At 31.3% G+C, this 22,367-nt stretch carries 20 protein-coding genes; 11 read left to right on the top strand and 9 right to left on the bottom strand.

Annotation, left to right across the window (positions count from 1 at the left end; genetic code table 11):
- Positions 1-75: 75 nt before the first annotated feature.
- On the top strand, positions 76-345 hold the full coding sequence (locus ACKGJI_RS11245; protein ID WP_458700407.1) for an RNA recognition motif domain-containing protein: 270 nt from the start codon (positions 76-78) through the stop codon (positions 343-345).
- A 55-nt stretch (positions 346-400) separates the two neighbouring features.
- Here the strand turns inward: ACKGJI_RS11245 and ACKGJI_RS11240 are convergent, their stop codons facing one another.
- Positions 401-1,387, bottom strand: a complete 987-nt coding sequence (locus tag ACKGJI_RS11240; RefSeq protein ID WP_458700406.1) for a phospholipase A — start codon at positions 1,385-1,387, stop codon at positions 401-403.
- Positions 1,388-1,433: 46 nt separating this feature from the next.
- Between ACKGJI_RS11240 and yddG the strand changes: the two genes are divergently transcribed.
- Both yddG and ACKGJI_RS11230 read left to right on the top strand, forming a co-directional pair.
- Complete coding sequence (gene yddG, locus ACKGJI_RS11235) at positions 1,434-2,327, top strand: aromatic amino acid exporter YddG (RefSeq protein ID WP_458700405.1); 894 nt, start codon at positions 1,434-1,436, stop codon at positions 2,325-2,327.
- Positions 2,324-2,752: a hypothetical protein gene (locus ACKGJI_RS11230; RefSeq protein WP_458700404.1), complete on the top strand. Its 429-nt coding sequence runs from the start codon at positions 2,324-2,326 to the stop codon at positions 2,750-2,752. Before yddG ends, ACKGJI_RS11230 begins: the two co-directional genes overlap by 4 nt.
- 8 nt (positions 2,753-2,760) lie before the next feature.
- Here ACKGJI_RS11230 and ACKGJI_RS11225 read toward each other — a convergent pair whose 3' ends face one another.
- The gene (locus ACKGJI_RS11225) at positions 2,761-3,048 is read right to left on the bottom strand and encodes a Dabb family protein (RefSeq protein ID WP_458700403.1); all 288 of its coding nucleotides are present in this window, start codon (positions 3,046-3,048) and stop codon (positions 2,761-2,763) included.
- 56 nt (positions 3,049-3,104) lie between these two features.
- Here ACKGJI_RS11225 and ACKGJI_RS11220 point away from each other — a divergent pair, with 56 nt between their 5' ends.
- Positions 3,105-3,989: a DMT family transporter gene (locus ACKGJI_RS11220; RefSeq protein WP_458700402.1), complete on the top strand. Its 885-nt coding sequence runs from the start codon at positions 3,105-3,107 to the stop codon at positions 3,987-3,989.
- Here ACKGJI_RS11220 and ACKGJI_RS11215 read toward each other — a convergent pair.
- The 3 genes from ACKGJI_RS11215 to leuC all read right to left on the bottom strand — a co-directional run bounded on the left by ACKGJI_RS11215 (position 3,958) and on the right by leuC (position 7,031).
- Positions 3,958-5,130, bottom strand: a complete 1,173-nt coding sequence (locus ACKGJI_RS11215; RefSeq protein ID WP_458700401.1) for an EAL domain-containing protein — start codon at positions 5,128-5,130, stop codon at positions 3,958-3,960. The genes ACKGJI_RS11220 and ACKGJI_RS11215 overlap by 32 nt on opposite strands.
- Positions 5,120-5,692: a molybdenum cofactor guanylyltransferase MobA gene (mobA, locus tag ACKGJI_RS11210; RefSeq protein WP_458700400.1), complete on the bottom strand. Its 573-nt coding sequence runs from the start codon at positions 5,690-5,692 to the stop codon at positions 5,120-5,122. Before mobA ends, ACKGJI_RS11215 begins: the two co-directional genes overlap by 11 nt.
- A 79-nt stretch (positions 5,693-5,771) precedes the next feature.
- A complete protein-coding gene (leuC, locus tag ACKGJI_RS11205) occupies positions 5,772-7,031 on the bottom strand; it encodes a 3-isopropylmalate dehydratase large subunit (protein ID WP_458700399.1) in 1,260 nt (419 codons plus the stop codon).
- Positions 7,032-7,100: 69 nt separating this feature from the next.
- On the opposite strand from leuC, the gene ACKGJI_RS11200 reads away from it, so the two are divergent.
- Positions 7,101-9,374 carry a diguanylate cyclase domain-containing protein gene (locus ACKGJI_RS11200; RefSeq protein WP_458700398.1) on the top strand — a complete coding sequence of 758 codons (2,274 nt, stop codon included), beginning with the start codon at positions 7,101-7,103 and terminating at the stop codon, positions 9,372-9,374.
- Here the strand turns inward: ACKGJI_RS11200 and ACKGJI_RS11195 are convergent.
- Complete coding sequence (locus tag ACKGJI_RS11195) at positions 9,364-10,080, bottom strand: IclR family transcriptional regulator (RefSeq protein WP_458700397.1); 717 nt, start codon at positions 10,078-10,080, stop codon at positions 9,364-9,366. The two genes, ACKGJI_RS11200 and ACKGJI_RS11195, sit on opposite strands and share 11 nt — an antisense overlap.
- Before the next feature lie 447 nt (positions 10,081-10,527).
- On the opposite strand from ACKGJI_RS11195, the gene ACKGJI_RS11190 reads away from it, so the two are divergent.
- The 5 genes from ACKGJI_RS11190 (at position 10,528) to ACKGJI_RS11170 (ending at position 17,390) form a co-directional block, all read left to right on the top strand.
- Complete coding sequence (locus tag ACKGJI_RS11190; protein ID WP_458700396.1) at positions 10,528-11,661, top strand: HpcH/HpaI aldolase/citrate lyase family protein; 1,134 nt, start codon at positions 10,528-10,530, stop codon at positions 11,659-11,661.
- A gap of 10 nt (positions 11,662-11,671) precedes the next feature.
- On the top strand, positions 11,672-14,191 hold the full coding sequence (locus tag ACKGJI_RS11185) for an aldolase/citrate lyase family protein (RefSeq protein ID WP_458700395.1): 2,520 nt from the start codon (positions 11,672-11,674) through the stop codon (positions 14,189-14,191).
- A 9-nt stretch (positions 14,192-14,200) separates the two neighbouring features.
- On the top strand, positions 14,201-15,253 hold the full coding sequence (locus ACKGJI_RS11180) for a MaoC family dehydratase (protein WP_458700393.1): 1,053 nt from the start codon (positions 14,201-14,203) through the stop codon (positions 15,251-15,253).
- A complete protein-coding gene (locus tag ACKGJI_RS11175; RefSeq protein ID WP_458700392.1) occupies positions 15,250-16,233 on the top strand; it encodes an HpcH/HpaI aldolase/citrate lyase family protein in 984 nt (327 codons plus the stop codon). The genes ACKGJI_RS11180 and ACKGJI_RS11175 overlap by 4 nt, the downstream gene beginning before the upstream one ends.
- Before the next feature lie 110 nt (positions 16,234-16,343).
- The gene (locus ACKGJI_RS11170) at positions 16,344-17,390 is read left to right on the top strand and encodes an alcohol dehydrogenase family protein (protein ID WP_458700391.1); all 1,047 of its coding nucleotides are present in this window, start codon (positions 16,344-16,346) and stop codon (positions 17,388-17,390) included.
- 22 nt (positions 17,391-17,412) lie between these two features.
- On the opposite strand, the gene ACKGJI_RS11165 is transcribed toward ACKGJI_RS11170, so the two are convergent.
- The 3 genes from ACKGJI_RS11165 to ACKGJI_RS11155 are packed head-to-tail and all read right to left on the bottom strand — an operon-like array spanning position 17,413 to position 20,748.
- Positions 17,413-18,642: an MFS transporter gene (locus tag ACKGJI_RS11165; protein ID WP_458700389.1), complete on the bottom strand. Its 1,230-nt coding sequence runs from the start codon at positions 18,640-18,642 to the stop codon at positions 17,413-17,415.
- Positions 18,629-20,170 carry a GNAT family N-acetyltransferase gene (locus ACKGJI_RS11160; RefSeq protein WP_458700388.1) on the bottom strand — a complete coding sequence of 514 codons (1,542 nt, stop codon included), beginning with the start codon at positions 20,168-20,170 and terminating at the stop codon, positions 18,629-18,631. The genes ACKGJI_RS11165 and ACKGJI_RS11160 overlap by 14 nt, the downstream gene beginning before the upstream one ends.
- A gap of 14 nt (positions 20,171-20,184) precedes the next feature.
- Positions 20,185-20,748, bottom strand: a complete 564-nt coding sequence (locus tag ACKGJI_RS11155) for a flavin reductase family protein (RefSeq protein ID WP_458700387.1) — start codon at positions 20,746-20,748, stop codon at positions 20,185-20,187.
- 75 nt (positions 20,749-20,823) lie between these two features.
- Here ACKGJI_RS11155 and ACKGJI_RS11150 point away from each other — a divergent pair, with 75 nt between their 5' ends.
- Entirely contained in the window at positions 20,824-22,314 is a 1,491-nt protein-coding gene (locus ACKGJI_RS11150; protein ID WP_458700386.1) for a fumarate hydratase, read from the top strand.
- The last annotated feature ends 53 nt before the right edge of the window (positions 22,315-22,367 follow it).

The raw sequence follows: 22,367 nt of genomic DNA, 5'->3' as shown, positions 1-22,367 counted from the left end.
CTTTATGCCTTTGAGAGAGTTAATTTTTAGTCTTGCAATCGTTTTAGGGTTTTTGAAAATTTAAGGAGAGATAGTATGAATATTTACGTAGGTAATATTTCTTACAGTACAGATGACAATAGATTATCAGATCTATTTTCAGAATTTGGTGCCGTTGCGAGTGCAAGAGTTATAAATGACAGAGAAACTGGAAGATCAAAGGGATTTGGATTTGTAGAGATGCAAGATGATGGTGAAGCAAACGCAGCTATCGAAGCTCTTAATGAAAAAGAAGTTGATGGTAGAACTCTAAGAGTAAATGAAGCTAGACCTAGAGAAGAGCGTCCAAGACGTCCTAGATACTAGTTTTTAATAAAAACAATTCAAAGGGTTAGGAGAGTTAGCTCTCTTAACCCTTTTTTTATTTCGTTATAGCAAATCCTAAACCTATTTTGTCATTTCTTTTATCATAATCTATCAAACTCTCACCATATCCACTAAAAATTTGTAAATAACCATACAAATCTTCTACCCAAGGAAATGGGAATGTCCAGTCAAATTGGATTGCTCCTTTGTTGTTTCCATTTAATTTTAGATTATTTCTTAGTAAAATTGTAAATAATTGTTTTTTATATGGATAAGATATACTCAAATCCCCATAACCAAGATAATCATAAATATCAGGATTGTCATCACCATTTGCATCCAATGCGTTTCTTTTTTCTCTCTCAGGCAATCTATACCATGCTCTTGGAGTTATGAAAAAACCTTTGTATTGAAAAACGCCATTTAGATAAATTCTATTCCATGACCTTGAAAACTCTTTATTTCTTCCATTAGATTCATGAAGTAATCCAATGCTGTAAGCTTTTAGAGGGCTTTTTTCATTGATATATGGAAATTGCGCAAAGATTTCAGGAGCATAGTTTGTTTCTCTAAAAGGAGTTGAATCCTCAAAAGTTTGCCAATAAGAAGTTTGAGTATAGCCTAGATATATTTTTTCATTTAGTCCAAATAAATTTTGTGCTAATTTCTTTTTAAAACTGATTTGAAATTTTGTCTCAGCTTGATTTCTATCTATTTTTTTCTTAGCATCATATATAACTGGCAAAAGATAATTCATTTTGTATGGTTTTACATCAAAATTTCCAAAAATGATTTTTTTAATTTCATTATTTGTTTCGTTATCTTCATAACTATCTACTTGATTTTTTCCATACTCTAAAATAGGCTCATTTTGCTTTTCATCCTTGTTTAAAAGGGCAGCTTTTTTATAATAAAGCATTGCATTTTTAAAATCACCAAGGCTCTCAAGCTCTTTTGCTTTTTTAAGTAGGCTATCTAATTCGCTTGCACTTAAAGATAAGCAAAAAAATGTTATTATTAATATAGATATTTTTTTATACAAATTTTTTCCTGATTTTTTTAGGAATTCTAGCAGATTAAGGGGTTAAATGCAATATAGCGTTAAAGGAAATATTTTTGGAATTATAGCTATACTTTTGTGGGCAACACTTGCAACATTTGGAGTTTTAGCAAGCAAAATTCCTCCTTTTGAGTTAACTTCACTCTCTTTTTTTGTAGCATTTTTTATAGGTATATTAGTTTGGAAAAAACAAAATGATGGGATTATAAAACATTTAAAATTGCCTATAAAAGTTTGGCTAGTAGGAGTTTTTGGGCTTTTTGGATATCACTTTTTTTACTTTTTAGCGATTCAAAATGCTCCAGCTATTGAAGCAAATCTTATCAATTATTTGTGGCCACTTTTTATAGTGCTTTTTAGCTCATTCTTACCAAATGAAAAGTTAAAATGGTTTCATATAGCAGGAACTTTTTTAGGTTTAGTAGGAGTGGTTTTTTTAGTAAGTAAAAATGGCTTTTTAAATTTTGATATTAGATATATAGATGGTTATATATACGCTTTTATAGCAGCGCTTACTTGGTCAAGCTACTCAGTCATATCAAGATATTTTGCGAAAGTTCCTACAAGTGCGGTTGGTGGTTTTTGTGGAGTTACTGCTGTTTTATCAATGCTTTGTCATTTTGTTTTTGAAAGTACTGTAATCCCTAATACTAGTGAATTTTTAGTCATATTAGCTTTAGGCTTAGGTCCCGTTGGAGGAGCATTTTTTGTTTGGGATTATGGTGTGAAAAAGGGAGATATTATGCTTTTAGGCTCACTTTCATATGCTATTCCTTTGCTTTCAACTTTTTTACTCATTTTTGTTGGCCTATCACAACTAACACCAAATGTTCTAATAGCAGCAATCCTCATAGTCTTAGGTTCAATCCTATCTTCATGGGAAAATTTTAAAAAATTATTATCAAAAAGGATAAAACAATGAAGTTTTTAAAGTTATCAATATTAGCTATTTTGCTAGTAAGTTTTTTTGTTGGTTGTGCTACAAAAGCGCCAAGTAAAGCTGATGTTAGCATCAAAGGTAGTGATGGAGTTATCTTTGTTTATCGACCTAAAAACTATATTTGGAGACACAAGAGGTTTAACATCTACATAAATGGGAATTATGAAGATTTAATTTTAGATGGAAGATATCTAAGCTTTAACAAACCAGCAGGTAAATATAAAATAGAAATAAAAGAAGATGTCGAGTTTAATCCAGAAATTTATACACAAACTATCGATTTAGAAAAATCTCAAGTCATATATCTTCGCTTGGGAACAGAATCTGTTGAAGGGCACTTAAAACTTAAAAAAGTTCAAAAAAGAGTTGCTCTTTATGAGGATGATTTATACCAAAAAATGTACTAGGAAAATTCCTAGTACTCATAATCTACCACTTTAGTGACAGTATTTTTAGAGCGAAGGTAGTTTACAACTTCTACATGTAAAGGATGAGTTGCATAAGTTTGCAAGTCCTCTTTACTTTTAAAATCACTAATCAAAGCTAAATCATACGCTCTTTCTTCATCGCTGAAATTTATACCAACTTCATAAGCTTGAATAACTTCTATCTTATCTTTTAAATCCATTATAAGATTTTTTACATACTCTTTGTGTTCATTTGAATTGTCTTCTAGTTTAAAAAATACTATGTGTTTTACCATTGTTTTCCCTTTTTATGATATTATTTCGTATTATAGTAGGAGAAGATAAAAATTTCATGAAAAACCAATCTTTAGCTTATAGATATGCTTTAATTTCTGTTCTTTTTTGGTCAACAGTTGCAACTGCTTTTAAAGTTACTTTAGAGTTTTTAAATCCAGTAAGCCTGCTTTTTTATTCATCTGTTGTATCTTTGATTATATTAGGAGCAATTTTATATAAAGAAAAAAAGTTAAACATAGCATTTTTGCATATAAAAAATAAACCAATTTTATCTTTGATTTTAGGGGCTATTAATCCATTTTTATACTATCTCATACTTTTTAACGCTTATGAAATCCTACCAGCCCAAGAAGCACAAGCTATAAATTATACATGGGCATTGATGTTTGCTTATCTTTCGGTAATTTTTTTAAAAAACAAACTTACAAAAGCAGATATTATAGCTGGATTTATATGCTATTTCGGAGTTTTGATAATCGCTACTAAAGGCCATCCTTTTTCATTGGAGTTTTCAAGTACATTAGGAGTGATTTTAGCAATAACAAGTACAATTTTGTGGGCGATTTATTGGATAATCAATTCAAAATCCAAAATAGATGCAACTGTTGGGCTTTTTTGTAACTTTTTTATCGGTGTATTTTTGATTGGATTTTATCTGATGTTTACTAAAGAGCTTCAAATACCAAATTTAAAAGCAACTTTTGGAGTTATTTATATTGGTTTATTTGAGATGGGAATTACATTTGTTTTTTGGCTAAAAGCAGTAAACTATACGCATAGCATCTCTAAGATTTCAAATCTTATATTTTTATCTCCATTTTTATCATTAGTTTTTATACATTTTTTTGTAGGAGAAGAGATATTACTCTCTACAATAATAGCTCTTATTTTGATTATTTTAGGACTTGTTATTCAGCAAAGGAAGAGTCGCTTGGGGTAGGTTTACCTATGAAATACCCTTGAAAATAATCAAATCCAATCTCTTTTGCTACTTCGTAAATCTCTTTTGATATTATATGAGAAGCTATGCTTTTTATGTTTAGATCTTTACATGTAGAGACTATTGATTTGCAAGTATCATAACTTGTTTGACTTATTTTAATAAGCCTAGTTTGTGTTTGAGCTACCTTTATAAAATCGATTAAGGAGTTATCAAAAGCTTTTATTTCATCTTCTTTTGAAACATTATCAAGACAGATTTTAATGTTGTTTTCTTTTATAATATGTAATCTTTTTTCAAGCCCTTCATTGTTTATGTATTTGTCATTTTGAATTTCAAATATAGCTTTGGTATTTCCATAATAATCAAGCAAAAATTCAAATAAATCATCATCAAAAAAGTCATTAGCAGATAAGTTTATCGATATAGTATGTTTTTTCGTATCAATCTTTTTAGAAACGCTCTTTACAATTTGATTGTAAAAGCCTTTTTCATGAGCGATTTTCAAAAAAAACTTTGGAGTTTGTATACTATCTTTTGTCTCATTTCTAAGTAGCATTTCAAAAAAAGCTGTATTATTATCTTTATCTACAATTTTTTGATAATAAGGCATAATAGTTCCATTTGCAATGGATTCTTCAAGGATAGCAGAAATTTTTTCTTTATTTTCTTCTAATAAGCTATTTACAAACTCTGAGTAAGTTACAAAAGGTTGATCCTCTTTTTGAGCCACTATCAATGCTCTTCTTGCTTTTTTTAAAAGATTCATTTGGTCTAAACACAAGCCAATATGAGCTTCAATCTTGATATTTTCATCTTTATAATTAAAAGATTGCTCTTTCATGAAATCTAATAGATCAAATAAAAGTTGCTCCATTTGAGCTAAATTAAATGGCATATCTTTTACTAGCGCAAATTCATCCTCTCTTACTCTAAAAGCATGCATTTCATTTTTATTTGCGTATTCTTGTAAGTTTTTTGCAAACTCTTTTAAGATAAGGTCACCAACAAAGTCTGAATATTTTAAATTTATCTCTTTGAAATCTTTCAAATCAATAAGCATAAGTTTTGGGTGAGCTAATTTGCCAAGCATTTCTTCTAATGAACTTAGTGAGGGAAGTTTTGTCAATTCATCTAGCATATTTTATCTGTGCCTCTTGGTATTCTTTTTGATAATTTAAATTTGTAAAAATTTCATCATCGTCAAAATCAACATATTTTGTTTTTGTAACTTTTAGTATATCTCTTATTTTGTGATTATTGTTTTTTATATTTTCTTTTATGGCTTCTAAGATTGTAGGTGAGTAAATTCCACACATTTGATGTGAGCCAAATGGTGAGCGAGCCAGAGTTACTTTGCTATCTTCTTTACATGTAAAGAGCTTTTCAAAAACTCTACATGTAACAAATGGAGTATCAACACTTAGTATGCAAACATCACTGTCAAACTGTTTTAAAATACTATATAAAGCCACTAATGGAGAAAATTCCTCAAACTCATGCGTATCTTCTATGAAATTTGCTTCGAAGTTAAACTTGTCCTTGTTTTTGCAACTTACATGTAAAGAGCTAAAACAATCTTTGTGCCTGTTTAATTGGTACTGTGTTAGTGTTTTAAATGAGCCAAAAGGAAGCAATGCTTTATCACTTCCCATTCGGCTACTTTTACCACCTGCAACTATCACCAAGGGCAAATTTATCATTTGACTGTTTCCTTGAGATGAGAACAAGTCCTAATCTCAATTCCTTGCGCTAAAGCTTCATTTTCAATGATAAAAGCCATTATCTAGGGTCTACAATCTTTCCTGCAACAGCACTTGCAGCTGCTACTGCTGAGTTTGCCAAGTATATCTCACTACTTCTATCACCCATACGACCGATAAAGTTTCTATTTGTTGTTGAAATACATCTCTCACCTTTTCCTAAAATCCCCATGTATCCACCAAGACATGCTCCACAAGTTGGATTTGAAAAAACTGCACCTGCTTCGATAAATATATCAACCAATCCCTCTTTTTGTGCTTGAAGTGAGATTTTTTGAGTTGCTGGAGTGATGATAAGTCTTGTTTTTCTTGCTACTTTTTTACCTTTTAAAATCTTAGCTGCAATTCTTAAATCTTCTAATCTACCATTTGTACAACTTCCTATGAAAACTTGATCAACTTCTAAATCATCTGCAACGGCTTTGCTTATAGGCTTTCCATTTGATGGAAGATGAGGATAGGCGATAACTGGCTCTAATTTTTCAACATCTACATGTATAGTTTGAACATAAGTTGCATCTTCATCACTGTAAAATTCTTTTGGCTCTCTTGCTAAGTTTTTATCAGCTAAAAATTCTCTCGTGACATCATCAACTGCTACTATTCCATTTTTTGCCCCAGCTTCTATTGCCATATTACAAAGGCTAAATCTGTCATCCATGCTAAGATGAGCTATCGTATCGCCAGTAAATTCTAAAGTCTTATAAAGTGCTCCATCAACCCCAATTTGTCTTATAACTTCAAGGATTAAATCTTTTCCATAGATATGTTTAGCTGGTTTCCCACTAAAAACTACTTTGATAGCTTCTGGAACTTTAAACCAGTTTCCTCCAGTTATCATGGCATAAGAAAGATCAGTACTTCCCATACCGGTACTAAATGCTCCAAGAGCTCCGTGAGTACAAGTGTGACTATCAGCCCCAATGATAACATCTCCTGGGACTACGAGTCCTTTTTCAGGCAAAAGTGCATGTTCAATCCCCATATCTTTTTCATCAAAAAAATGCTTTAAATCGTGTTTATATGCAAAATCACGGCTAATTTTTGCTTGGTTTGCACTTGCTATATCTTTAGCAGGGATGAAGTGATCCATCACGATAGAAAATCCATCTGGATTTGCTAGTTTTTCTACACCACTATCTTCAAAAGCTTTTATGCTAATAGGAGTTGTGATGTCATTTCCTATAATCATATCTATTTTACACTCTATGATTTCTCCAGCCTTTACAGTTCTTCCCACATGATCGCTGAAAATCTTTTCTGTGATAGTTTGACCCATGTTTTACCTTTTTTGTTTTAATATTATCAAAATTTAACTAAAATAATCATTTTATGATATAATCACTCGATGAAAAATTTAGTTAAAACTTTATTTATTTTATTATTGTCACTAAATCTTTTTGCAAATTCTAACTTAGAAAAAGTAACATTACAGCTTGATTGGAAGTATCAGTTTGAATTTGTTGGTTTTATAGCAGCTCTTGAGAAGGGCTTTTACAAAGAAGCTGGTTTTGATGTTACTATTAAAGAACAACAAAAAGGGGTGAATGCAATAGACGAAGTACTCTCGCAAAGAGCTACTTTTGGAACATTTACAGCTTCTTTGATAGCAAAAGATGGAAAGCTTCAGCCAACAGTTGTACTTGCTACATATTTTCACAAATCTCCATTAGTGTTTATAGCTCAACCTGAGATTTCTTTACCGTCTATGTTAAAAGGTAAGAGAATCATGGCTACACAAGATGAGTTTGAAAGTAGTCCTCTTTCTTTTTTGTTAGAGCATTTTAATATCAATAAAAATAATTCTCAATTTGTGCATCATTCATATCACATAGAAGATTTTAAAAATAAAAAAGTAGATGCTATGAGTGTTTATATGTCCAATGAGATTTATGAATTGCAACAAAAAAATGTTAAATACAATATTATAGATCCAGAAGTGTATGGATTTGTAACAAATGCCATGAATCTTTTTAGTTCCTATGAATATGTTAAAAATAATCCAGAAAAGGTAAAAAAGTTCATTGATGCCAGCAATAAAGGGTGGGAATATGCCATTAATCATACTTCAGAAATGATTGGCATCATTCATAAAAAGTATGAATCTAAAAAATCTTTAGAAGCATTAAAATATAAGGCTAAGATAATAAAAGGTTTAATGCTTTTGGATTTATACGATATTGGCGAAGTAGATGAAAATCTTATAAAAAGATTATATAAACAACTAATAAGAAGTGGCAAGCTAAAGATAGAAGATAAGTTAGATAAATATACTTTCAATCAAGTACTTCTACATTTAAATAGAAAAGAACTGTTTTTTACAAAAGAAGAATTAGATTTTTTAAAGAAAAAAGGAATCATAAAACTTTGTGTTGATCCAGCTAGGATGCCTTTTGAAGGTCTTGATAAGAACAATAAATACGAAGGTATAGTTTCAGAATATTTTAAGTTTGTTCAAGAAAAATTGCCAATACCAATGATCATACATCCAACAAAGACTTGGAAAGAAACTATAAATGCCATGAAAGACAAAGAGTGTGATATTATAGCTTCAGCTACTCCAACAAAAAGTCGTCTAAAGTATATGAATTTTACCCAACCATATATGCTATCACCTATGGTTTTGATAACAAATATGGATAAAACATTTATTGAAGATATTGGTGATGTACGAACAGAAAAGATAGGTGTTACAAAAGGTTATGCAATTGCTGAAAAACTTAGAAGAAAATATCCGGGTATAAATTTAGTTGAAGTAAAAGATACAAATGATGGTTTACAAAGATTAGAGAAAGGAGAATTGTTTGGATATATAAACAATCTTCATGTTTCAGTAGCAAACATACAAGAAAATTTCAACGGAATCTTGAAGGTTTCATCAAGATTGGATGAAAGTGATGTTTTATCGATTGGATCTAGAAATGATGAGCCACTTTTAAATGAAATTTTTCAAAAAATCATAGAGAGTATTGATAAATCAAAAATAAAAAAGATTGCAAATAGTTGGATTTCAGTAAAAGAGAGTGTAGATATAGATTATACTTTTTTATGGAAAATTTTTGCTTTGATTGTTTTGTTATTGATTATAATAATAGTGCATCAGTATAAACTAAGGTCTAAAAATAAAGTGTTAAATAAAATCTCAAGAACAGATACTCTAACACAAGTTGCAAATAGATTAAAACTCAATGAAGAGTTACAATTAGTATATTATGATGTGAAAAAAAGTAAAATTTCATCAGGGATCATTTTATTAGATGTCGATGATTTTAAAATTGTCAATGATGTTTATGGTCATCTTTTTGGAGATGAAGTTTTAAAAAAGATATCACAAGTTTTGGTACAAAATGTTAGAAGAAGTGATATCGTTGGAAGATGGGGTGGAGAAGAGTTTTTGATAGTTTGTCGCTATATAAAACTAGATGATTTAAAGAAGATTGCAGAAGTTTTAAGGCAGAAAATTGAAGATGATGAATTTTTAAAAGAAAAAAATATAACTGCTAGTTTTGGTTTAAGTATTTTTGATGGTATAAAAGATATAGATGAGGTTATAAACGAAGCTGATGAAAATCTATATAAAGCAAAAAGCCATGGCAAAAATAGGGTATATTTTACCTCTTAGTAAGTTCGAGTATCTTTTTACCCCATTGATGCAAAAGAGCATTGTCTAGTCTGATAGAAAGTCCAGATATTCCTACAACTCCTGCGAACTCTCCTAAGTTATTAAAGTAAGCGACAGCTAGCGATTTTAAGCCATACTCATGTTCTTCATCTCCTATTGCATATCCTTGTTTGTTTATTATATCAATCTCTTTTTTAAGCCTACTTACACTTGAGATTGTTTTTGCAGTAAATTTTTTGAGATTTAAAGAGTTTAGATCAATATCGCAATTTGCTAAGATGATTTTTCCAAAGGCATTTGTATGAAGTGGAGCATGAAGTCCGACTGAGTTTCTTGTTTTTAATACTCTGTTGGATTTATCTACTTGGTTTAAATATAAAACTGAGTTATTGTCTAAAATCCCAAGATAAGAGGCTTCATTGGTTAGATAAAAAATCTCATCTAAAAGTTTATTTGTTTTTTGTATGAGTTTTTCTCTACTTTGTTTTTGGCTAAGTCTTCTCATCAAATCACTTAAAATTATCTCTTTTGAGCCTTCTTTGTACTCTATAAACTCCTCTTTCATAAGAGTAGTAATAAGTCTTGACATAGTACTTTTATCAATATTTAGTTTCAAAGATAGTTTTGTAGCATTAAGAGGTTCACTGCTTGTCATAATCTCTTTTAAAATAGACAAGCCTTTTGATAGTGATTTATTTTGAGACATATTTTCCTTTCATATATGGTAAGTTGAATTTAAGTTTATATTATCTTTTATCTCATTCTCAAAAATGCATCCTTGCATTTTTTGCGAGGCTTCGGACTATTTGTACATCCATGTACAAATATTTGTCCTTAGAACCGATAAAAGACAATATAAACTTAAATTAGAATTTACACATATTTTATAAAAGTTTTTTATAATAATAACATTTTTGTGTTACTTTTTGAAAAATATTATAAATTTTTTCTTTTAGTATCTGAGAAGTTTGTAAAAAATTTTCTCACTATGTGAAACTTCGATTTTTCTTCCCTTTGTTAAAGCTCTAGATAAAGGGCTTTAAATCTTTTATAAAAAAAAGATAAAAAATATCCTAATTAATTTATAGATATGTTTGCCTTTATTTTTTATATGTATTAATGTGATTATCAAAAAATATAAAAAGGTGATATCATGACTTCATCAATGATAGATTTATCCAAACTTACTAAAAGTGATGATCTAACTCCGGTTTTAGGAGGATATTGGCCGGGGATTCAAATATATTATCCCCCAATCAAATTTAACCCTCTTGATGGTTCGTATGAAACGATAGAACAAGCAAAAATAAGATTGCAAAAACATGCTTATAGAACAAAAGCACATACTCTTTTATTTGATTTAGAAGATGGATGTCGTATGAAGGAGATGTCAAGAGCGCTTTTGGAGGAAGAATTACCAAAATTTCCTGAGCGTGATTTTCAAATCGCAATAAGAATAAATCCTTTTAGAACTCCAGAGTATGATGAGGATTTAAAGTTAATCAAAAAAATTCATAAATATATAGATGTTTTAGTCCTTGCAAAAGCTGGTGAAGTTTATGGGGATGCTGAGATTAGAGATCTTTCTTCTTGGTTGGTTTCAATTGGTAGTAATCTTACAATTCAGCCAATCATAGAGCATCCAAGATCACTCCAAATTGCAGATAAGCTTATGAGTCATTCGACTGTTAAGCATGTTGTATTTGGAATTCACGATTTTTCAAAAGCTATGGCTTACAAGATAACTCCAGAGGGTTGGATTGATGAGCTTGAAACATTTTTCAATATTTTAACAATGGAAGCTAGGATTAAAGGAAGAGGAGTAATTGGGGGCGTTGAAGTTCTTTTAACTCCAAATTCACTTCCAGATAGCTGTGTTGAGAAAAAAGACATCAGGCGTTGGCTTGATCTGCATGGAGATGATGCAAGTAGACATGTTTATGCTCATGCAAAAAGAGAAACATCTATGGGCTTAACTGGAAAGCAAGTAATCACTCCAAATCATATCAATATATGTAAGGTTGCATTTACTCCAGCTCCTAGTGATATAGCAAATGATATAGAAATTTTAAAACAAGCTATAAAAGCTGAAGCTTTACTTGGTGGAGCTATAAGATATAAAGGAGAGATGTTAGATCCTCCAATGTTTGGAAAATCTCTACAAAATATTTTAAGAGCAAATGCACTTAAAAGTTTGAGTAAAGAAGACCAAAAGTTTGCACTAGAGGTACTAAGCCTCATGCCAATCCATACAATCAAAGAAAACTGGCCATTTGGTCTATTATAAGGAGCTAAATATGAAACTTGAAGATTACCCACAAATAGAAATAAAAGTTCCTGAATTTTTAAATATAGGTGTTGCTTGTACTTCTAAGCATTTGGGAAGCGAAAAAGAAAATAATATTGCTATGATTATTGAAGATAGCAACCTTGGTACTAGTCAAATCACATACAAAGAGTTAGCTAACAGTAGTGATAACTTTGCATGTTTTTTAAGATCAATTGGCCTTGAAGTTAGAGATAGGGTTTTGATTTGTCTAAAAAACTCACTTGCTTATCCTATTAGTTTTTTTGGAACAATGAAATCAGGATCTATTGCAGTTCCAACTTCTACACTTCTTAGTGGTTCTGAAGTTAAATACTTAGCAACTGATTCTCAAGCAAAAGCAATAGTATTGTCAGCTAGTATGTATGAAAATTTATTGCCATATCTTCAGCACTTAGATAACCTAAAGCATATAATCATATCAGGTGCAAAGAGCTTAGATGATTTTACTAAGCCAAAAGATATCAATATCTACTCATTTGAAGATGTAATCAAACAAACTTATGAAGAAAAGTGTACTTATAACTCAAAATCAAGAGAGCCAGCATATTTGGTTTATACTTCTGGAACAACAGGTTTTCCAAAGGGTGTACTTCATTCTCATAGCTCACTCATAGGAAGAGAGCCTGCTAGTGAGTATTGGTTTGATTTTAAAGAAAATGACCGCATTATGCATTCAGGAAAATTCAACTGGACATATGTTTTAGGCTCAGCGCTTATGGACCCACTTTATAGAGGACATACAGTTATAGCACATGAAGGTGAAAATGACGCACATAGTTGGGTAAAACTTATCAAAAAACATAATTGTACTATTTTTATAGGGGTTCCTACTATTTATAGACAAATTTTACAAAAAACAGATTATACGATAGATGATTGTCCTAGTCTTCGCCATTGTATGAGTGCTGGAGAACATCTATCAAGTGAGATGGTAACACTATGGCAAGAGAGATTTAAACAAAATATTTACGAAGCAATTGGTATGAGCGAGTTTTCTTACTATATTTCGCACTCAAAATACAGACCAATTCGCCCTGGAAGTGCTGGGTTTGTTCAACCAGGTCACAATGTAAAACTACTTGATCCTAATACTTTAGAAGAAGTAGGGATTGAAGAAGAGGGGATGATTTGTATATCTGAAGATGATCCTGGATTGTTTTTAGAGTATTGGAATTTAGAAGAAGATACAGCAAAAGCAAGACATAGTGGATACTTTTTCACTGGTGATTATGCTAAAAGAGATAAAGATGGTTATATTTGGTTTTTAGGAAGAAAAGATGACATTATCAATACTTTTGGTTTTAGAGTAAGCCCTCATGAGATAGAAAGAGTTGTTAAAACTCATCCAAAAGTAGCTGATTGTGTAGCTTTAGGGATTGACATAGATGCGTATAAAACAATAGTTTCAATTGCAGTTATTCCAAAAGGCGAAGTTAATAAAGAAGATGAAGAGGATATTTTAAAATATGCTCAATCAAATCTTGCTAAATATAAAGCACCTAAAAAGATATACATTGTAAATGATTATCCAAAAACAAAAAATGGAAAAGTTTTAAGAAAAGAGTTAGTAAAACAATTAACAAATAAAGAAGCAGTTGAAGCAAAAGAGCCTGAAAATGTATATAGAGCAAGAAGATCTATGCTATTTGTTCCAGCTTATAATGAAAAATTCTTAGAAAAATCAAGATCACTTCTAAGTGATGCTATTATCTTTGATTTAGAGGGTATTTTGGAAGAGCAAAGAGAAGTTGCAAGAGTAATGCTTGAACAAGTATTTGCTAAAAATAGCAACTTTGGAACAAGCGAGAGAGTTCTAAGAGTAAATAAACTAAATAGTGCTGATATAGAAGCTGATATTGAACTTGCTAAAAGGTTAGATATTGATGCAATTTTATTTCCATGTATTGAAAGTGCTGGAGATGTAATGAAAGCTGATGAAATCATAGAGTCTATTAATCCAAATTTGGAGCTTATGATAAGCGTAGAGAGTCCATTGGGAGTTTTAAATATACAAAGTATTTGCTCAGCTGGAACAAAACTAAATGTTATCATGATAGGCTCAAATACTTTAGCACAAAGACTTCAGATTAATCTAAAGAAGAATTCAAAGGCTATATTTAACTATATGTCAAATATAGTTTTGGCTGCACGTGCGTATGGAAAAGTTGTTATTGATGGACCTCATTTTGATGTTAATGACGAGTTTTCTTGTGAGGCAAGTTCCAAAGATGCATTTTATCTTGGATGTGATGGAAAAGCAGCAATTCATCCGATACAACTTGAGTATATCAATGATATTTTTACTCCAAAAAAGAGTGAAGTTGAAGATGCAAAAGGCATGATTGAAGCATTTGAGAGAGCTGGTAAAAGTGGAAGAGAAGTAATTCAGTTTAAAAATGAATTGGTAGATAAAACAAGAATAGAATGGGCTCAAAGGATTATCACCTTGTATGATAGATACAAAGAGATAGGCAAAGAGCTATTTTAAGGAGCAATTGTGAATAAAATAAATAAAGGCAATTTCTTTGAAGATTTTAGCATAGACCAAGAGATTATTCACCCACTTCCTAGAACTATTAGCGAGGGCGATGTATCTTTGTATATCGCTCTTAGCGGAAGTAGGTTTGCTCTTCATTCAAGTGATGTTTTTGCAAAGGAATTGGGTTATGAAAAAAGGCCACTTGATGATTTGCTAGCTTTTCATTTGATCTTTGCAAAAAGTGTTCAAGATATTTCACTAAATGCTATTGCAAATCTTGGTTATGCTGAAGTTACTTTTAAAAACCCTGTTTTTGTAGGTGACACAGTTAGTATGAAATCAAAAGTAATAGGCTTAAAAGAAAATTCAAGTGGAAAAAGCGGAGTTGTATATGTTCATTCTATTGGAGAAAATCAAAATGGGCAAGAAGTTTTGAATCTCAAAAGATGGGTAATGGTTCATAAAAAAGATAAAGAAAAAAAGAGCAATGTAAACATAGTCCCAACTTTAAAAAGTAGTGCTTTGATTGATGAAAATATCAATATACCAAAGATTTTACATGTAGATACTAATAAAACAGGAGGCAAATACTTTTTTGAAGATTATGAAGTAGGCGAAAGACTAAATCACACTGAAGGATTTACGATTGATAATACCGAGCATACTTTAGCTACAAATTTGTACCAAAATAATGCAAAAGTTCATTTTGATGATTTTATGATGAAAAGTACTCCTATGAATGAAAGGTTGATTTATGGAGGACATATCATTTCACTTGCTAGAAGTATATCATTTAATGGGCTTCAAAATGCTATGTGGATATATGCGATAAATAGTGGGGCTCATGCAAATCCTACATTTGCAGGAGATACCATTTATGCTTATAGTGAGATTTTAGAGAAAATTGAGCTTAAAAGAAAAGACATAGCTCTTATGAGAGTAAGAACAATAGGACTTAAAAATATGAGGCCAGAGGATGTAAAAAATCCAAAAGGCGAAGATAACAAGTACATCAAAAATGTTGTGCTTGATTTAGATTATACATTAATTATACCAAGGAGAAACAAATGACACACCCAAATGAAGAACTTTTTGAATCAGGGAAAAGTTTACCAATTATCCCTAGTTGCGAGCACTTTGCAGGAAGTGAAAAACTAATATCAAAAGCATTTGATATGCAAAGAAAGTTAGGCCCGATTTTTGATATTACATGTGATTGTGAAGATGGAGCACAAGTTGGAGCAGAAGTAGAGCATGCAAATATGGTTGTTCGTATGGTAAATTCCAAAGATAATCCATATGGTATGGCTGGAGTTAGAATTCATGATTACTCAAATGAAAATTGGAAACAAGATGTAGATATTTTAGTTCCAAATGCTGGAGAAAAACTAGCTTATATAACTATACCAAAATGTACAAGCTATGATGAAGTAAAAGAACAAATCGAATATATCCAAGAGACTTGCAATAAAGCTGGAATCAAAAGAGAGATACCAATTCATGTATTGATAGAAACTCACGGATCACTAAGAGATGTTCATAAAATCGCAACACTTCCATGGCTTCAAGTTTTAGATTTTGGTCTTATGGATTTTGTATCAGGCTATCAAGGTGCAATTCCAGCTTCAAACATGAGAAGTCCAGGTCAGTTTGAACATAAACTATTAGCAAGAGCAAAAGCTGAAGTAACTCAAGCAGCACTTTCAAATCATGTTATTCCTTGTCATAATGTTACGCTGGATTTAAAAAATCCATATCAAACATATAGCGATGCAAAAAGAGCGAGAGATGAATTTGGATTTTTAAGAATGTGGAGTATTTACCCAACTCAAATACAAGCAATCGTAGATGCAATGAAACCAGATTTTACAGAAGTAGAAGATGCTGGCAATATCCTAATAGCAGCTCAAGATGCTTCATGGGGACCAATCCAATACGCTGGAGAACTTCATGATAGAGCGACTTACCGATACTTTTGGGAACTAGTTCAAAGAGCTCACTTTAGTGGAGTAAAGCTTTCTGATGAAGTAAATAAAAGGTTTTTTTCATAACAATACTGTTTACATGTAAGGTTGTTTAGCTTTACATGTAAACCTCTTCAACACTAAGGTATAACTTGCTATAATCAAAATATGTAGATTAAAATAACATAAGGGTAATAATGAAGTTAATACCAAAACAAATGAATGCAGTACTTTTAAAAGCTCATGGTGATTTTGAACAATTAGAATATTCAACAAATGTTGCAATACCAACACCAAAAGAGAATGAAGTGTTAGTCAGAGTAAAAGCAGCAGGAGTAAATAACACAGATATAAATACAAGGATTGGTTGGTACTCTAAAAGTGAGAACGCTGAGGATTCTTCATGGTCTGGCGAAAGTCTGAAATTTCCTATAATTCAAGGCGCAGATGTATGTGGAGAAATAGTAGCTGTTGGTAAAAATATTGATATATCTAGACTAAATGAGCGAGTTTTGATAGAACCTTCACTTCAAAAAGTAAATGGTAAGCAATTAGATAGTGCTTGGTACTTTGGAAGTGAATGCGATGGAGGTTTTGCGCAGTATACAGTCGTTTCAAATGAACATGCCTATAAGATAGATAGTTCATATAGTGATGTTGAATTGGCATCATTTCCTTGCTCTTATTCTACGGCTGAAAATTTACTAACAAGAGCAAATGTAAATAAAAATGATACGGTATTAATCTCAGGAGCATCTGGTGGAGTGGGAAGTGCTGCAATTCAGTTAGCACAAGCAAGAGGGGCTAAGGTTATAGCTATAGTAAGCCCTTCAAAATTTGATGTTATAAAATCTTTGGGAGTTTCGAAAGTAGTTTCAAGAGATGATGATATAGTAGAAGTTTTAGGTGAAAACAGTGTTGATGTGGTTATCGACTTAGTTGCAGGGAAAACTTGGGGTAAATTTTTAGAAGTTTTGAAATCAAAAGGAAGATATGCAGTTTCAGGAGCTATAGGAGGACCTATAGTGGAGCTTGACATAAGAACACTTTACTTAAAAGATTTAAGTTTTTTTGGATGTACTGTTTTAGAGCCTGAAGTTTTTGCAAATCTTATAAAAAGAATAGAAAAAGAAGAGATTAAGCCTTTAGTTGCAAAGACATTTCCTTTAGAAAACATTGTGGATGCACAAAAAGAGTTTTTGCAAAAAAAACATATAGGTAAAATTGTTTTAGAAGTTGATTAATTTTCCTTACATGTAAGGAAAATTAATCTTGTATATCTTTTCTTGGATCAAGCTCAGGAAGTTCTGCTCCTGATGCTATTGGCATGTTTATAAATTCACTTAATTCATCATCAGCAACTCTTTTTTTAGATAGTGCATAAAATGTTAAAAAAAGACTAAGTGAAATTAATACTATAAATATACTATTATTAAAATACGTAGATAATGTACCTAGTAAAATAGGGGAGATGAAAGATCCTATCCCATATGTAAAAAGAAGAGTTCTACTTATTTCCACTATATCTGTATTTTCATCAACCATATCATTAGCTCTTGCAACACTCAACGGATAAATTGAAAAAATGGTACTACCAAGTAAAAATCCAGCAATGTATGTAAAGTAAATAGAATTAGATGAAATCATAAAAATAGTAAATGAAATTGCAGTGAAAAAAGCACTTAGAGAAATTATTTTTCGTCTTCCATATTTATCTGAAAGCTTTCCAATAGGCCATTGAAATACTAAGCCTCCTATTAAAGTTACAATCATAAAATAAGAAACTACCTCAAATGAGTTAAATTTGGTAAGTATATAAATAGGAAAGATTGTAAAAAAACCACTAACAAAAATACCACTTATAAAACTGCTTGTAGTAGCTAAAGGAACTACAGAGTAAATTTTTGGAAAACTATATTTTTCAAATGGTTTTAACTTTGGCTCTTTTATTTTGGTTAAAGAAATAACAACAACAGAAAGAAGGATAAGAATTGACCCAATAGCAAAAAGTTGTTGTTTTAAGTTCCCATCTAGATTTAAAAATAGCTGTCCAAGAGCTGTTGATAGATAAAATGTGATACTATAAAGTGCTAAAACTTTTCCTCTTGTTTCTTGTGAACTTTTTTCATTTAGCCAACTTTCAATAATAACTAATAATCCATAATAAGAAAATCCAGAGATAAATCGTAAAAATGCCCATAATACTTCATTAAAAAAGATTGAGTGCATTAAAAAGGAGACAACCATAACAGAAGCAAATGTTGCAAAACTTCTAATATGCCCAATCGTTGAGATTATTTTTTGGCTTATTATAACAGAGATAATTGAGCCTAAAAAGAAAGAAGCGTTTATAATACCAATGCTTGTATTGCTTACTCCTAATTCTTTTAAATGAACACTTACAAATGTTAAAATGATGCCATATCCCAAAGCTAAAAGAGATATGGCAATAAATAATGAGGATATACTACGAATGTAAAAACTATGATCTTTCACTGGAAATCTTTTTTAGTTCATACAAATCAGTTCGTCTATCTTGCAAGTTTTTCACGCTTCCAAACTCATTTAATTCTCTTAAAAGGTCAATATCAACATCTGCTATTAAAACCATTTCAGTATTTGGTGTGGCTTCTGCTTTAATGCCATTTGTTGGAAAAGCAAAATCACAAGGAGTAAATACTACTGATTGGGCAAATTGCATATCCATATTGTGAACATTAGGTAGGTTTCCCACACTTCCTGCTATTGCAACATAGCATTCATTTTCAATTGCTCTTGCTTGTGAACAGTTTCTTACTCGAGAGTATCCATTTTGAGTATCCGTTAAAAATGGAATAAAAAGTATATCCATACCTTCTTGTGCTAATAGCCTGCTTAATTCAGGGAATTCTGAGTCATAGCATATCAAAACACCAATTTTCCCACAATCTGTATCAAAAGTTTTTAAATCTTTTCCACCTTGCATACCCCAAACTTTTGATTCATCAGGAGTTACATGGATTTTTTCGTACCTTTCAATTGTTCCATCTCGTTTACAAAGATAACCAACATTATATAGATGACCATCTTTAATCTCAGGCATACTTCCTGAAATGATGTTGATGTTGTAAGAAATTGCAAATTCAGAAAACTTTTTTACAATATCTTCAGTATGTTTAGCTAGTTCTCTAATAGCATCAGGCTCTGATAAGTGATTATTTTCAGCCATCAATGGAGCATTAAAAAACTCAGGAAAGAGGGCAAAATCAGATCTGTAAGTAGATAGTGTATCTATAAAATATTCAGCTTGTTGAATTAAATTTTCTAGTTTTTTATATGGTCTCATTTGCCACTGAACAAGCCCTAATCTAACAACTTTTTTCTTTGTGGTTGCTTTTTTGTTTGGTTTTTCATAGTATATATTGTTCCAAATTAATAAAACTGCGTATTCTCCAGATTCTTCATCGCCTTCTAAATAGCCTTTTAAAATTTTGATAGGCTGAAAATCATTTGAGATTTGAAAATTGAGTACAGGGTCATTTATCTCTTTTCTTTTTACTTTTTCTATATACTCTTTTGGGCTTAATTTTTTTTCATATTTATGATAGTTTGGGATTCGTCCTCCAAAAATAATGCCTTTAAGATTTAGTTTTTCACATAACTCTTTACGATAATCATATAAACGACGACCTATTCTCATACCTCTAAAGCTAGGCTCAACAAATACATCAATTCCATAAAGAATATCTCCCTCAGATGTGTGTGAGTTGAAAGTAAAGTTTTGTGTAATTTCTTGGTATGTATGTTTGTCTGTAAATTTATCGTAATCCACTATCAAAGATAGTGCACACCCAGCAATTTTGCCATTTACTTTTATAACGACTTGTCCTTCTGGAAATTTATTAATTAGTGTTTTTATGTGATGTTCTTCCCAGTAAGCTTCAGGTAAGTTTTCATAAACTAAAGACATAACTTGTTTTAGTTCTTTGTAATCACTGACTTTTAAAAACAGTAATTCAATATTATCTTGTTGTTGTGTGTCCATTTTTTCTCTTTTTTTTAGATTTTAACCATGGCGCTAAAAAAAGCTCCACTTCTTCCGACATTTTCTACATGTACGTGCATTTTTTCATCTAATCTTCCATCTTCAATAAACTGTTTTTTGATTTCTAAAATAACAGGTGTTGTTTTACCAGGAAGTTCAACTGTTTTGTAATATTCACAAAAAAAGGCACTTTGAGATGAGCTTATCATCGGCGGGAAGTCTTCTAGGAGCCTTTGTGTTTTTATGGAGTATTCTTCTACTTCACTTTGGTTTTTATCTAGTGGGTTAGAGCATAATTTTAGTTTTTCAAGATTGTCTTTGTTAGCAAAACAGATAGTTGCTTTTTTTGTTTTTAGTATGTTTGCTAAGCTATCTTTTGGAACATTTGGCTCTTTTTGTCCAATAGATACTATCAAGGTTGCTGGATTACTAGAGAGTGGTATAAAGTATGAAAACGGAGCAGCATTAATAATGCCATCATCTTCAGTTACTATCCAAGCAATTGGCCTAGGTATAACTGTATCAGACATAAGTTTATATCTATCTAGGTCATTAACTTTATTATAGTCTAAAATCATAAATCTTCTTCCTTGTTTTTTTATGAATTATATCTAAATATTGGCTATAATGATACAATTTCAAAAGGAGTAAGTATGGGAAAAATTACGGAAAGTGATATAAGACAAAGCATTGCTGATGCAATTCAGTATATATCTTATTACCACCCAAAAGATTTCGTTGAAGGTATGGTTGAAGCATACGAAAAAGAGGAATCAGATTCAGCAAAAAATGCAATAGGGCAGATTTTGATAAACTCAAAAATGTGTGCTATGGGACATCGTCCACTTTGTCAAGATACAGGATCAGTAAATGTTTTCATAAAAGTTGGACTAAAAGCTGAACTTGATATAGATAAAGAGTTGGAAGATATCATAAATGAAGGTGTTGCTTTAGGTTATACTGACTCATCAAACACTCTTAGATTCTCTATTGTAAGTGATCCAGCTGGAGCTAGGATTAACACGAAGAACAATACTCCTGCAGTAATTCACTATAGTGTAGATAACTCAGATAAAGTAGAAATCACAGTTGCTGCAAAAGGTGGAGGAAGTGAAAACAAATCTAAATTTGCGATTTTAAATCCAAGTGATAGTATATATGATTGGGTAATGGATAGCGTAAAAAATATGGGAGCAGGCTGGTGTCCTCCTGGTCTAATAGGAATTGGAATTGGTGGAAACCCTGAAAAATCAATGATGCTTGCAAAAGAAGCGCTAATGGGAAAAGTTGATATCCATGAGTTAAAAGAAAGAGGAGCAAAAACTCCACTTGAAGAGTTAAGATTAAAACTTTACGAAGATATTAACAAGATAGGAATTGGCGCTCAAGGTTTAGGTGGCGTTACAACTGTTTTGGATGTTAAAATACTAGATTATCCTTGTCACGCAGCATCGCTTCCTGTTGCACTCATACCAAATTGTGCTGCTACTAGACATATACATTTTGAGCTTAAAGGTGATGGACCAGCAGTTTTTGAAAAACCTGATTTAGATATCTGGCCTGATATTGAGCTTCCTATGGATAGTATCAAAAGGGTAAATATAGAAGATTTAAACAAAGGAAATCTTTCAGATTTAAAATCAGGAGATACTATACTTCTTTCAGGAAAAATTTTAACTGCAAGAGACGCAGCTCATAAAAAAATAGTTGAGTACAAAAAAGCAGGAAAACCACTTCCAAATGGTGTCGATTTAGAAAATAGATTGATTTATTATGTGGGGCCAGTAGATCCAGTAGGAGATGAAGTAGTAGGACCAGCAGGGCCAACAACTTCAACTAGGATGGATAAATTTACAAAAGACATGATGGAGTTAAATATACTAGGCATGATTGGAAAAGCTGAGAGAAAACAGCCTACGATTGACCTTATAAAAGAGTATGGCTCAATCTACTTAATCGCAACTGGCGGTGCAGCATATCTTATTAGTCAATCAATTAAAAAGGCTAAAGTTGTAGCCTTTGAAGAGCTTGGTATGGAAGCAATTTATGAGTTTGAGGTAAAAGATATGCCTGTAACTGTGGCAGTTGATAGTAGCGGTGAGTCAATTCACACAACAGGACCTGCAAAATTTAGAAGAATTTAAAAGGTTTAATATCATATAATAAGACTATGAAATACAGTGAATTAAAAAACATA

The sequence above is a fragment of the Sulfurospirillum sp. 1307 genome (genome assembly GCF_054408545.1).
The sequence above is the reverse complement of the archived record's forward strand: the minus strand, read 5'-3'. Positions and strand labels throughout refer to the sequence as shown.